Source organism: Collinsella aerofaciens (genome assembly GCF_009876115.1).
GTDB classification, from domain to species: Bacteria; Actinomycetota; Coriobacteriia; order Coriobacteriales; family Coriobacteriaceae; genus Collinsella; species Collinsella aerofaciens_N.
Window position 1 is genome coordinate 54219 of the sequence record NZ_WWSY01000005.1, and the last position, 13872, is coordinate 68090.

Annotated in this window: 8 protein-coding genes; all 8 read left to right on the forward strand. The window is 58.7% G+C overall.

The features are described 5' to 3' along the window. The first annotated feature begins 4 nt into the window (after window positions 1-4). The 8 genes from mobB to GT571_RS04285 all read left to right on the forward strand — a co-directional run bounded on the left by mobB (window position 5) and on the right by GT571_RS04285 (window position 13724). Window positions 5-1309, forward strand: coding sequence for a molybdopterin-guanine dinucleotide biosynthesis protein B (mobB, locus tag GT571_RS10260; RefSeq protein WP_161155689.1), 1305 nt, complete (start codon window positions 5-7; stop codon window positions 1307-1309). A gap of 265 nt (window positions 1310-1574) precedes the next feature. Continuing rightward, entirely contained in the window at window positions 1575-2855 is a 1281-nt protein-coding gene (locus GT571_RS04255; RefSeq protein WP_161155691.1) for an MFS transporter, read from the forward strand. A 210-nt stretch (window positions 2856-3065) separates the two neighbouring features. After that, window positions 3066-3887, forward strand: a complete 822-nt coding sequence (locus GT571_RS04260) for an HAD family hydrolase (protein WP_161155693.1) — start codon at window positions 3066-3068, stop codon at window positions 3885-3887. A 504-nt stretch (window positions 3888-4391) separates the two neighbouring features. Then, window positions 4392-7694 carry a SpaA isopeptide-forming pilin-related protein gene (locus tag GT571_RS04265; protein WP_161155695.1) on the forward strand — a complete coding sequence of 1101 codons (3303 nt, stop codon included), beginning with the start codon at window positions 4392-4394 and terminating at the stop codon, window positions 7692-7694. Then, window positions 7687-9357, forward strand: coding sequence for a SpaA isopeptide-forming pilin-related protein (locus GT571_RS04270; protein ID WP_161155697.1), 1671 nt, complete (start codon window positions 7687-7689; stop codon window positions 9355-9357). The genes GT571_RS04265 and GT571_RS04270 overlap by 8 nt, the downstream gene beginning before the upstream one ends. A 114-nt stretch (window positions 9358-9471) precedes the next feature. Next, window positions 9472-11181: an isopeptide-forming domain-containing fimbrial protein gene (locus GT571_RS04275; protein ID WP_161155699.1), complete on the forward strand. Its 1710-nt coding sequence runs from the start codon at window positions 9472-9474 to the stop codon at window positions 11179-11181. Window positions 11182-11694: 513 nt separating this feature from the next. Continuing rightward, window positions 11695-12663: a MarR family transcriptional regulator gene (locus tag GT571_RS04280; protein ID WP_161192138.1), complete on the forward strand. Its 969-nt coding sequence runs from the start codon at window positions 11695-11697 to the stop codon at window positions 12661-12663. Between the two features lie 143 nt (window positions 12664-12806). Continuing rightward, complete coding sequence (locus GT571_RS04285; protein ID WP_161155703.1) at window positions 12807-13724, forward strand: class C sortase; 918 nt, start codon at window positions 12807-12809, stop codon at window positions 13722-13724. Window positions 13725-13872 lie beyond the last annotated feature (148 nt).

A 13872-nucleotide genomic window follows, 5' to 3' on the forward strand; every position in this document is an offset into this window, starting at 1 on the left:
TCATATGGCCAAGAGCAGGTACGCCGATGCCACCAAGGCCGCTCGCAGGGCCGCGATGTCTGCCCACAAAGCCTCAGTCGCGGCTAATGCTGGTAACGCCGACGCGTCCGCGCAGCCGTCTGCCAGTGCTGCCACCGAGCCCGCCCGCGACGCCCGTCGCGACGAGCTGACGCACGTGGACGCCAAGGGCGAGGTTCGCATGGTCGACGTGTCCGACAAGGCCGAGACCCATCGCATCGCCATCGCCGAGGGCACCATCCTCATGCACCCCGAGACGCAAGCCATGGTGCTGCAGGACCGCGCCAAAAAGGGCGACGTGCTTGCCTGCGCGCGCGTGGCGGGCATTATGGCCATCAAGCGCACGAGTGACATCATCCCCATGTGCCATCCGTTGCTCATTACCAAGAGTAAGTGCGACATTGCGCCCATCGCTCCGGCGGGGATGCCTGCCGAGGACGTGCCCGAGGGCTGGGCGCCGGCGCGCGCGGACGGGCAGGTTGGCTTTCACGTGCTGGTTACGGCGGGCGTGACGGGCAAGACGGGTATCGAGATGGAGGCTCTGACCGGCGCGAGCGCTGCATGTCTTACGATCTATGACATGTGCAAGGCCGTCGATCGCGGCATGGAGATCGTCGACGTGCGTCTTCTGCACAAGGAAGGCGGCCGCTCGGGCGTGTGGGATCGTGTCGAGCGTCAGGCTGCTGCTGTTGAGGCTGCTGCCGCAGACGGTGCCACACCCGCGAGCGCACCCGTTGCCGTCGCGCCCGCAGCTCCGACACCGGCCGTCCCCGCGATTGCGTTTATCGGCTACCAAAACTCGGGCAAGACCACGCTCGTCGAGAAGGTCATTGCCGAGCTCACCCGCCGCGACCTGCGCGTGGGTTCGCTCAAGCATCATGGGCATCATGGCTTTGATATCGATGTGCCCGCTAAGGATACATGGCGCCATCACCAGGCCGGATCCAAGCACGTGGGCCTCATCTGCGCCACGCGCTGGGCGGAGTACGCCGACACACGCGAGGAGGACGAGATGCCCGCGCGTGAGCTGCTGTCGCGCTACAACGATGTCGACGTGGTGATCATCGAGGGTTACAAGACCGAGGGCTTCGACAACATCGTGGTCGCGCGCTCCGGTGTCGACCGTCTTCGCGGCAAGAGCTCGCTCGACCTGGTCGACGGCCGCACGTTGGCCCTTGCCTGTAATGAGGCCTTGGCGCGTCAGGCCTTCGACGCCGGCTTTGCGACCCGAGCCATCAACATCAACGACGCCCGAGCCATCTGTGATCTTATCCAAGACCATCTGGCCTAAAACCTGCCAAAAAGGGACAGGTTTGTTTTAGCAGGTTTTATCTGGGCAAACGTCATTTCCACCACAAAGGGGCCAGGCACCTTTGTGGTGGTTTTTGCTTTGGTAGATTATTGGGACATGCCTTACAATCTACCAAGTAGTTCATGACGGACGGAAAACGGAGAGAAGGGGCTCGATGCGTCCTTAATGTTTCATGCGGATTGATTGATTCGATAGACGGTGGCGAATGCCCGCCGTCCGCATTCGTATGAAACAAGGAGTCTCCATGCTCGTCTCTCTTTTCTCAAAGCCTCAATCATCGCTTTCCGTGCAGGCCAAGCGCCTGGTGGCGATGCGCTTTCTCATCTACACCGGTTTTCAGACCAGCTACTTTATCGGCGTTATCGGAACACTCACCTATGCGGACGGTGCTTCGGTCGTCGCGACGTCGCTGGCCGTCCTGTTCATGAACGTTTTCGTGATCCTGGGATCCTTTGCGGGTGGCGCGGTACTCGACGCCTGGGGTCCGCGCCGCCATTTCTTGCTGAGCATCATCGGCGCTCTCGCAACTGGCACGGCAATCATCGCCTTTGGTAGTGCGACCGGTATTGTCCTGCTCGGCGCGGTGTTCCTAGGCTTTACGATGGGATTCGCCCAGCCTATCGCCACGTCCTATCCGGCCTACCTCACCGACGATCCTGTCGAGCTCAAAGACATCAACTCCGCCATCGCCATGTTTTCAAACGTGAGTATCATCGTCGGGCCCACGTTGGGCGGCTTTGTCGCAGCTGCTGCATCGTCGCGCGCGGTGTTCGTGCTCATGATGCTCTTTACCGTGCTGGCGTTCGTCGTCGGCTGGGGCTTTAGGCCGCAGACCAGCCATGTCGCCGGGGATGCGGATGCCGATTCGGCAGAGGAAGGGGAGCGTGCGGGACAAAGCTCCAGCCCCAGCACATCTTCCCGTGTCACCTTCGCGGCTAGCATCAAGACGGTCTTCACCAACAGCGTCCTCGCGCTACTTTTCTGCATCATTTTTCTTTCGAACTTTGGCTACGGAGCCTTCGATCCGCTGGAGTCGTTTTTCTATCGCGATGTCCTACGCGTCGGCGTTGAGTGGATGGGCTGGCTCTCGTCGGTCTCGGGCGTGGGCGCGGTGCTGGGTGCCGTGCTCGCGCTCCGCTTGCCGCCGCACCTGGTCAACCTTAAAACGCTTCTCGTGGCGCTCATGTCCGTGGGCCTGGGAAGCCTGCTCTATGTGGGGACGCCGTACGTGGGCGTGGCCCTCGTTGGCCAGATCGCCTTGGGCATAGCTTGGGGTGTCGTCAACCCGCTCCACAACACCATTGTGCAGACGACGGCACCGCTCGAGCAGCTCGGTCGCGTCAACTCGGTCATGGGCTTTGGCAATATGTTCGCCGGCGTGGCCCCGCTGGCGATTGCCCCGTGGCTGGCGGCGACGTTTGGCGTACAACGGACACTCGTGGGGGCGGGCATGGTCGTGACGGCGGTTCCTGCGGCGTTGCTGCTGCTTGGCCGCTGGCACTTGGATCGTGCCGCAAGGCAGTAAAAACCATCACAACATTCGATGAAAATCGCGATTTTGCCGAAAAACATCGAATGTTGTGATGGTTTGGCCCGCAAACGTCACTTCCACCACAAAGGGGCCAGGCACCTTTGTGGTGGTTGCGGCGTCTACGGGCCGCGCCTGTGCCTTGGTATACCATGTACGCCGTTTGCGAATACACCCCACACCGCCGCACAACCCAGAAAGGCCCCCATGGACACCACCTTCAGCCACATCAAAGCCGTGTTCTGCGATATCGACGGTACGCTGCTCACGAGCCGGCACACGGTGTCCCCGCGCACTGTGGCGGCGATCCGCGCCCTGCGCGAGCGCGGCGTGCTCTTTGGCCTGTGCACCGGGCGCGACGCCCACGCGACCGAGGCCATGTACGAGCTCTGGGGCATCGAAGGCTTGGTGGACGTGCTCGTGGGCTGCGGTGGTGCCGAGGTCATCGACCGCGCGCACGACATCAACGAGCTGAGCTATCCGCTGTCGGGCGAGACCATCGCGCGCATCTGCAAGCACATGGCGGACCTTCCGGCAACGCCCGTCTGCCCCCGAGACGGCGTGTTCTACGTGCCCGAGAGCAACGCGTGCGTCGAGCACCTGTCGCGTGTCGACGGCGTGCCCTACCAGGTGGTCGATTTTGCCGAGTTTTTGCGCGAGCCACAGCCCAAGGTGATGTTTACCATGGCGCCTGAGGTAATGCCGCGGGTGATTGAGCGGGCGTCGACGTTTGCCGATAACACCGTTAAGGCGGCGGCTCTGCAGACCACGCAGCGGCTCTACGAGTTCATGGATCCGCGCGTGTCCAAGACGCGCGGCCTGGTGCGCGTGGCAGAGCTCAACGGCATGGAGCTCCAGAACATCTGCGTGTTTGGCGATGCCGATAACGACACCTGCATGGTGGCTGACGCCGGCGTGGGCGTGGCCATGGCAAACGGTAGCGACGCCACCCGCTCCGCCGCCGATTTTGTAACCGCCAGCAACGACAAAGACGGCATCGCGATCTTTATCGAGGAACATCTGCTGTAGCGCTGGGGGAGAGCCGCCACAATGGAGACAGGCGCCTTTGCGGTGGCCTCAGGCGATTTGGGCGAAATGATGCCTAAAATCTGCGCGAAAATTCAAATATTGTTGTCTGAACATCACGCTTCTAACTACCGATGGGTTTAAGATATTCTCATCAATTTGGTAGGATATTCATCCCGGTTGATGATCTACCGCTCACGGTCGATTTTCGACCGTTCACAGGATGTTTGCTCTTGAGCAAAATGTTGTGCAAATAAATCTAATGCCATTAAAAAATAATAGGCAACTAAATTACCAGCAGAAACAAAAAATAGATAGCGAATAAACGAAGGTAAATCTGAGCAAATGTCAAGAGAATTGAGAACTCGCTACAAAAATGTCGGTTTTATTGCTCAGATGTTTAAACAATCGTTATAATTGCATTACTAAACGAGCGCAATTACAGATTGCGCAGATACGTTTGATGGTGAAAGAGCAAGATCGCGGTCTCTTGGGGAGGAGACATCGATGAAAGCGAATTCGGACAAATCTAAGCAGAGTAATAAAGCGACGCGCCGTGTACTGGCAGGCGTTTTGTGCGGAGCATCCGTTTTGAGCCTGGTACTGTCGCTCGTCATGCCCCCGATCTCGCAGGCCATTGCCAACGATGCCCAGACAGATTCTACCGAGGAAACTGTGATGGGGGGGGGTTCCTCAAGTGAGTCCGCTGCTGTAGATAACACCAGCGAGGATGCCGAAAACCAGAATAGCGACGAGACCGATGCCGGCGAGGCTGGCTCTTCAAATAGTGCTGAGCAGGCTCAGAGTGCGAATGCGGCTTCAGCGAGAGCGACGGCCACCGTGGGGCCGGGTATTTACGTTCCCACGTCTATCGGTATCGGCACGAATATCGGTTCTTCCACCCCCGATCCCGGCGTTGCCACATTCGTTGGAAGGGACATGTACGTAGGAGGCAAGCCTGCGGACCCCTCCTACCTCACACGCGACAACGTTGCAGGTTCATATGCCGTCGAGGCCGAGGGCCTTACCGTCGTGCAGGGTAAGCTTGCGCTCAATCCCCTCAAGGAGAGCTGGCCTTACACGGATGGTAATAACAATACGTCTGGCGCGGGATTTCGCTTCGGTACCGTTGGCTTTGGTGCGCAGTTTCGTCCTTCTGCGGGCAGCGTCGTTCTTGCGGTCGCGGGCTTGAGTAACGCGACCTCTATCAAAGAAATCCAGGTTGGTACAAGCGAGCCCGCATCGGCTTCCGTTGGCGCGTGGAACAAGGGTGCCTGGGTTGGTAGGCAAAAGAGCTCACATAACGCTGAAGCCATTGGCTACGACTATACCGCGGCAATCGCGGGAAACCGTACAACCTGGATGAACAACGCCGATCGCCAGTCTGTCGTGAAGATGCAGGGCGACTGGTCTGACGATGGCCTGTTCACGGGCAACGATGATGGCGCGAGCATCATGTCGAGCATCAACGGTAAGAATTACACCAATTTCCTGGATTCCGAAGTAAAGGCGAAGATCTCCACGCCCCTCGCAAAGCTTAAACCCACCGGGAGTTGTACGGTCGATGTTGCCGAGGAGAATTCCAACTACACCATTGCAAAGTACAACAAAGACAGTAGGGCGACGTACGGCCTCAAGTTCGACAACTCCATTAAGAAGTTTAACCGCAAGACGAGTTACACCGATGTAACCGGCAACAGCGTTTCCGGCGAGGTGACCCTTGTCAACAACGAGAAGCTCATCACGTTTACCGGCGATGCGGACGATAGCGGCAAGGGTTCTTCGCTTCAAGTCTTTAACCTGAAGGCGTCGGATCTTACCAACTCCTATAAAGGCACGATCTACCGTGGCGTGGACTTCAGCTTCAATAAAATACCCGTGGGCGCCTCCGTGGTCGTCAACATCATCGATGAAGAGGGGACCCCGGTTGAGTTCAACACCGGCTGGCGCTTCTGGTGGAATGGTGAGGAAATCTCCCGTGGGTACGAGAGCGGTAGCAACGACAAGACTAAGTCTGAGTACTCCATTGCCGCCCAGAGCATCCTGTGGAATTTCGCAACGGCCAAGCAGGTCACCATCCGAGGTGGTATGGCCCTTGAGGGCATTGGTGGTGACGGGAAGTGGACAGACGACGACCCGGCAGCCGCCATGTTGGGCAGTATCGTTGTTCCCAACGGCAGCTTCGAGGATCACGTGACCACCAACGGGCGTGTTTATGTTGGCGATGACTTCCAGATGTACAACCCCACGGTCGCGTGGAATTTCGGGGATATCGAGGGTGACTCGGCTTCCGTCATCGATATGGATCAGGAGCGCCACAACTTCCCATGGTCCGGTACTTACACGCCCGACGGGTCTGCGGTTGCGTGGGGCAAGGTTGACGCTGCAGACGACACCACACCGCTCGCAGGTTCTGAGTGGGCGATTTACGCGAGCAAAAATGATGCGGAGAACGATTGGGACCGCATCGTCTCTATTGTGGATAACGGCACGAATGACTCCGATTCTACCGTTGGCACCATTCAGTACGACTACCTGAACCAAAAGGCCACCATTGGCGACACGAGCGACACGAACTACTTCACGTACTACATTCGCGAGGTCAAGGCGCCGGAGGGCTACCAGAAGTCAGACACCGTCTACTACGCCACTATGAACAATACTGGCGAGAAGCCGAACTATGTTCAGGGTTATGTGGATGAGAACGGGAACAACGTTTCGTTCGAGAATAACCCCAAAGGTGCCATTCCCAACACCAAGATTATTACCGGTACGGTGTCTTGGACTAAGGTTGAGGAAGGAGACAAGGGATACACTCCTTTGGCTGGTTCCGAGTGGAAGCTTGCGAAACTGGGTGCCGATGGTACGACCGAGGCGCAGTCTCGGACCGTGAGCGATCAGTCGGATTCGAGCGAAACCACTTGGGCCGATACCGACGACACGAATGGCAAGTTCACATTGGCCGGTCTGCTGCCGGGCACGTACACGCTCACGGAGACCCAGGCTCCGTTTGGCTACGAACTGAACAAGAACACCTACAAGTTCACGGTGGACAGCACAAACGGCTCCATTACGTGGAAAGAGAACGGGCAGCCGAGCATCGTTAGTGGCACTACGTACATCTCCGACAAGTGCAGCGCTACGTCCGTGAAGATCCCGGTGACCAAATCCGTTCGCAATACGGACTGGCCGAAGGACGACGAAGGCAGCTATGTGCCGTTCGAGTTCAGCATTGTGGCTACGGGTGACTATGCAGCCAAAGCCCCCATGCCCGAAGCGCCCAAGATTTCTGTTGCCCCAAAGGCAGGGGAGACCGATGCCGCCAAGCTCAACAACATCACGGCGACCTTTGGCGCCATGACGTTCAACAAGTCGCACCTGTCCACTGAAGCAGGCACCAATAAAGATTACGCCAAGACCTACACCTACACGGTGAAGGAGGTCGCGCCTACCACCGGTGCCATCGACAAGCTTCGCTACTCCAAGGCCGAGTACCAGGTGGCCGTCACGGTGAAGGCCGTCATGGATGAGACCACTGGCAAGTACTCCGGCCTCACCACCTCCACCACGGTCACGCAGGTGAAGGACGACATGGGCAACACCGTGAGTAACACCATCGGCAAGGACGCCGCGCCCAACGCCATTCCCGCCTCCACCTTCACCAACACCTACTCCACCTCTTTGCCCCTTTCTGGTATGTCGGGCGTCACTCTGACGTACCTTGCCGGCGCGGCGGTGCTTTGCGCTGCTGCGGCCTGGATGCACATTCGTCGCAAGGCGAATGCGAAGGGAGGCGAGCGTCGTGAATAAGAAAGTTTGCTCCTTCCCGATCTTGTTTGCTCTGCTTACCCTCCTGATCGGCACCTGCGCGGTTGTGTTCCCCGCATCCGCGCAGGCCGCGCCGACCTCGACCGGTTCCATCACGGTGAGCGGCACCGTGGCGCGCAGCTACGACGCCTACCAGATCTTTAGCGCCAACGTCGTCGACGGCGACAGCGACGCCAAGATCGCCACCGACCTCACCTGGGCAAGCGACGCCGTGCGCGACGCCGTACTGCCCGTGCTGCACAGCGCCGGCATGCCCAATTCCCAGACCACCGCGCAGGAAGCTGCCGAGTGGCTCAACACCGATTCCCACCTTACGAGCGCGCTGAGCGCACAGCTCGCTCGTTCCCTCCAGAGCTCTGGTGCCGAGTCTGTGGCCCTTAACGCGGGCACCGCGGCCGAGCTGTCCTGCGGCTACTGGCTCATCGTCGCCAAAGACGACGCCATCGCCCAAGGCGAGGCCGGCACCGCGCCGATCATGACCCTGGTCGGCGGCAGCGCCGTTACCGTCAAGCCCAAGACGGCGACCCCCAAGGTCCAAAAGCATGTGCTGGAGGACGGCACCGCCGCCTGGCAGAAGGCCGCCGACGCCACGGTCGCCGACGACCTGTACTGGCGCCTCTCTGCCACGGTCCCGGCGGGCCTCACGGCCTACGAAACCTATACGGTACGGTTCGTCGACACCATGAGCGCGGGGTTCGACCCCTCCAAGGTCGCCGCGAGCATGCGCGTGTACGTGGCGGCGGGCGCGGACGGCGGCTTTGACGCGGTCGAGACCGGCAAGGACGGCCGCGTCGGCACCGAGCCCGCGAAGGGCTGGACCGATATCACGGCCCAGTGCGCCACCAAGGTAGCGGCCGACGGCAAGACCTTCACCGTGCGCACCGGCGACCTCATCGCCGCGCTCGGCGGGGCCGACGCCTTCACCGCGGGTGCCCGCGTGGTCGCCGTGTACAACGCACCGCTCAACAGCGCGTGCAACCACGGCATCGCGAAGGGCAACCCCAACGAGGTGTACCTGCGCTACCCGCGCTCTCCCTTTGCCGACCAGTCCGGTGACGCCGGCCTCACCCGCACGCCGAGCGATGATGCGTGCGCCTACACTTGGGATCTCGCACTCACCAAACGCGGCAGCGACGGCGACAAGCCGCTTGCCGGGGCGGTCCTGAGCATCGCCGACGACCGCGGTCGCGCACTGGCGGCCGACGGCACGTGGGATGCGGAGGGCAAGGCCACCGTCACCACGGGCGAGGACGGCCGCGTGACCGTCTCGGGCGTGGACTCGGGCAAGCTGGAGGTCCGCGAGCTCAAGGCACCCAAGGGCTACACCGCCTTTGAGGGCACGCGTTCCGTGACGGTCAAGGCCGAGGGTCTGGACGTCGACCAGGTGGCCGCCGCCAAGCCCAAGCTCACCATCACGGCCGAGTCGCCCCTGCGCGCCGACAGCGCGGACGGGTCGACTGGCAGTCTGGAGGCGTCGCTCATCAACACGCCCACCGGCACACCCCCTAGCATTACCACCGGAGGCTTTATGCCCTCGACTGGCGATATGGCAATGTACGCCGCGGCCGCCGCAGCGGTCGCCGGAGCCGCGCTCATCGTGGTCGCGCTCCTGGTCAAGCGGGGAGGTGGCAGCCATAAAGAGTAGCTGGCAGCCCCACAGAGAGCGGGGCGAGACGTAGCGAAGTAGATGCTAAGACACAGACAGACAGATTTAGATCAAATGGAATTCGAGCAGAAAGCAGAGGAAAAGAAGATGAGCATGAGCAAGAACATCGCACGCCTGGCAGTAACCGCCGGCCTCACAGCAGCGCTGAGCTTCGGCGGCGTAATGGCCCCGGTGACCATGGCGTTTGCTGATGATGGCGGCAACAGCATCACCATTACGCAGTCGGAGGGTAACGCATCCACTACGTTCAAGGCATATCAGATCTTTAAGGCCGATGTCGTAGATCCTACTGAGGAGGGGACGGCTGATAAGATCGTCTCCAACGTCAAGTGGGCAGACGACGTGGAGCCGAGTGTTCAGAATGCCATTATCGCGGCTATTGAAGCGGATTCGAAGTATGAGACTTCTAATCCTAAGCTGCCCAATAAGGCTACCGCCCAGGACGTGGCCGATTGGTTGACTAAGAACGTTACCGGTACTAATGCTGAGACTGCTGTTAATAAGGATCACCTTCTCAACAAGATTGCCGGTATTGTGAAAAGTGGCGTTACCGCTACGGGCAGTTCGTTCTTGGCAGGCAATAGTTTCACTGTGCCTAACGATGAGAATAATTCCCCCAAGACGGGTTACTACCTGTTCCTGACCGATGAATCTTCACTGAGCACTTCCGAAGCGGCAAAGAAGAACACGGGCACCTCGCCCATCTTCGCCGTTGTCGGCGGTAGCAGCGTGACCGTTGCCGAGAAGACCAGCATTCCTACCGTCAACAAGGAAGTTCGTGAGGGCGCGACATGGGGAAAGGTGAGTGACTCGTATATTGGCGAGGAGCTCGAATATAAACTGACTGGCTCCGTTGCGAGCAACATCGACACCTTCACCAAGTACGAATATACGTTCCAGGATCATCTTTCTGTTGGACTGGAGGCTATCAAGAGCTCCGTTGAGGTGAAAATTAACGGTCAAGTTATCCAGCCTGCAAATGGCTACACGGTAGACCTTGTGGACACTAAGAACGCTTCTGGGAACCTTACTGGCGGTCAAGACCTGACGATTTCCTTCTCCAATCTTAAGGATGCTGCAGCAGCTGCAGGCGTGACGCTTGGGGGCGACTCTAAGGTCGTTGTGACCTATAAAGCAAAACTGACCGATAAGGCTGAATACACTGCCACCGGCAACACCAATGATGTCAAACTCGTCTATTCGAATAACCCCATGGTTGAAGGTACTGGCACCTCCACGCCGGAGCGAGTTACTGACCATGTCTTCCGCCTGGATGTGACCAAGGTCGAAAAGGACAACCAGAATCAAAAACTTGAAGCTACCTTCCAAGTCAAAATGACCAAAGAGGGAGATACTTCGCTTAAGACTAATAGGTGGCTGACCCAAACTGGCGGCATTACCGAAAATGAGAAAGATGCCGGAAAATTCAAGACCGACAAGGAAACTGGCAAGATTTATATCCCTGGTCTTGTAGAGGGAACGTATGAGATTACCGAATGCAATACTCCTGCTGGTTACAACACCCTTGCTCCGTTTACCATTACGGTGAAGCCGAAGTACAACGCAGACGGTAGCCTGCAGAGTCTCGATGTAACGTCCAGCAATACCGAAATGGTTACTTCCAGTGCTACAAATGACGCGACCATTCCTGTCACCATCCAGAACAAGAAGGGCTCCGGCCTCCCGCTGACCGGTCTCAATGGCGTGACCTTCACTTGGATTGCTGGTGGCGCGGTGCTGTGCATCGGCGTGGCGCACCTCATCCGCAGCCGTAAGCAGGCTGAGGAGTCCGAGCAGGAGTAACGCTCGCTCACCCATCCCTTTGGCAGGTGGGATGTGATGGCCATGAGACTTGCGGACACTTTTCTCGTCCATCCACGTTCTTGCTTTGCCATTCTCTTTTCGGGGCAGACTCCGCACTGGAGTCTGCCCCGTTTTTTTGGGACAACGCAGCCAGCCTCCACCGTCCGATGCGGGTACGTTCGTCATCGCGTTTCTTGACTCGTATGAGGTTCGGATTAAGGTCCGTAGGCGCACGCGCGGTGCGGACGGTAGAAGGCATTTGCGCCGCAACAAGCGCAAATAAGAATGCCCGGGGGTCGGATCCCGAGCATTTAACAAAACCAGAAAACTAGGCCGCCCGCGCTCCTAAGTACTTACGCGGGATGCGTCGTTTCCTATTGACATTGTATCCCGAATCGCCCCGCCGATCCGGGATATTCTGAAAACGCAAATGCGGACCTATGCATGAGAAGAAGCTCGCTAATTCCGAAAATTATGTATAATTCTAATACAAACTGGAATCGAACGAAAACAATGGAAATGAACGAAGCGCTAATCTACTTACAAGAAGCACTAGGCCTTTCCGCCAAGACCAAAACTTGGCCTGGATCCGCACGCTTGCCGCTGCATCTGCGGGCGATTGAAGTCCGCGCTGTTGACGCAAACGGTTTTTCGTTTTTGCTTGCAAGTTTGCCTACTGGCGTCGGGCTTCCCGAGGCCAAGAGAGTCTATAGTCAGCTAGCCTTGCGCGCGGAGACTCCTGTTGTCGTTTCGTTTCCTGATGCCGATGCACGTCAGCGCAAAGCATTGGTCGCACAAGGGATTCCCTTTGTCTGTCCTGGTAGACAGGCTTTTCTTCCATTTATGGGCACAGCTTGCACGGAGAGGGGCGGTGCCCGGTTTCGCAATCACGCGACCAAGATGTCACCCAACGCGCAGGCTGCCGCAATCTGGGGAGCAGCCCAGGAGCCATATCGCCCCTATGACCTTTGTCGTGCGCTTGGGATTTCGGCAAGCCGCGCGAGTGAGGCCATAACCGAGCTTGTTGATAGGGGGCTCGCGAGGCGCGAGCGTCGCGAGCGATGTGTCGTCGTGTTCCCTGTTGCCGTCGATCTTCTGCTCAGCGAGCACATGGCGGAGCTCTCCTCGCCTGTCTCAAAGGTCTTTTTTGCAAGGAAGACACCGCAGATTGACTGTCTTGTTGACGCCGGGGAGACGGCGCTCGCTGCGCGTTCGATGCTCACTGCGCCGGGTATGGAACAAAAGGCCGTCTTAAGAAGTGCATGGCGTCAACTGAGCGACCTCGAAGTCGCAGACGGGGAGTTGCCGGATAACGAGACGGCGATGATCCAAGCGTGGCGCTATGCGCCTGTGTTTGCTGACTCCTCCCGCGTCGATGACATTTCGCTTGCGCTATCTTTGGCGGCAATCGACGATGAGCGAATTCAGCTCGAAGTCGATCGCATGTTTGGAAAGGAATATCCATGGCAAGAAGCGCTGTAGAAGGTCTCCAAGAATTCGAACCGTAGGCGGTGTTTCGTTCCTAGCTGCGTTGTCCGGCGCATGGGCTCGCTAATCGGCTATTATTTGTTTAGACAACTTGAGTTGTAGAGGAGTGACCGGCGATGGTGCAGGGCGCCAAACATATGAAGAGCAATAACGCCGTGGACAACGGCGGCTCAAGCCCTCAGCCCAAATCTCAACCAAAGCCCAAGCGCCGCCGCAAGCGGCTGCCGCGCTGGGCCGACCGGCTCATCACCATCGTCATCATCCTTATTGGCGTGGGCCTTATGACTTGGCCGTGGATCTTGGACCGGCTCGAGGCCTCGGGCGTGTTCAACCAGATCAGCACGGTGTCCAGCACCGTGGACGCGCTGTCTGCCGAGGAGCGCGAGCGCATCCTGCTCCAGGCGCGCTCCTTTAACGAGCAGCTGGCGGGCGAGGCCACCGAGCTTCCCGCCGACCAGATCGAGCCCTACGCCAAGCAGCTCATCTTTGACCGTGACCCCATGATGAGCTGGGTCGAGATCCCCTCCATCGACGTGAGCATGCCCATCTACCACGGCACGAGCGAGGAAGTCCTTATGGCGGGCGTCGGCCACCTGGAGGGAACGAGCCTGCCGGTGGGTGGCACCTCGACGCATTGCGTGCTCACCGCGCACTCGGGCATGCGCAACCTGAGCATGTTCGACGACATCCATTCGCTGGAGCCCGGCGACCTGGTGCTGCTGCACACCATGAACAAGACGCTCGCCTACAAGATGGTGGACTCCGAGGTGGTGCTGCCCGAGGAGATGGAGTCGCTGACCATCGAGCCCGGCGCCGACAAGGTGACGCTCGTCACCTGCACGCCCTACGGCGTGAACGACCATCGCCTGCTGGTGCATTGCGTGCGCACCAAGTACAACAAGAAGGACGTCGACAAGCAAAAGTCGCTGGCCGGTCGCCACTGGGGCAAGCGCGAGTTTGCCGTGCTCATCGTGGTCGTGGCCATTGTGCTGTTGCTGCTGGACATCGTGATCCACACGATCCGTAAGCGCCGCAAGGCCAAGGCCTCGGCATAGGTCATTCTGCAGAACCACCACAAAGGGGACAGGCACCTTTGTGGTGGTCGGGGCTTCCAAACCATCACAACATTCGATGAAAATCGCGATTTGGACGAAAAGCGTCGAATGTTGTGATGGTTTTCGTTGTGGGCGGGACGGTTTTGCA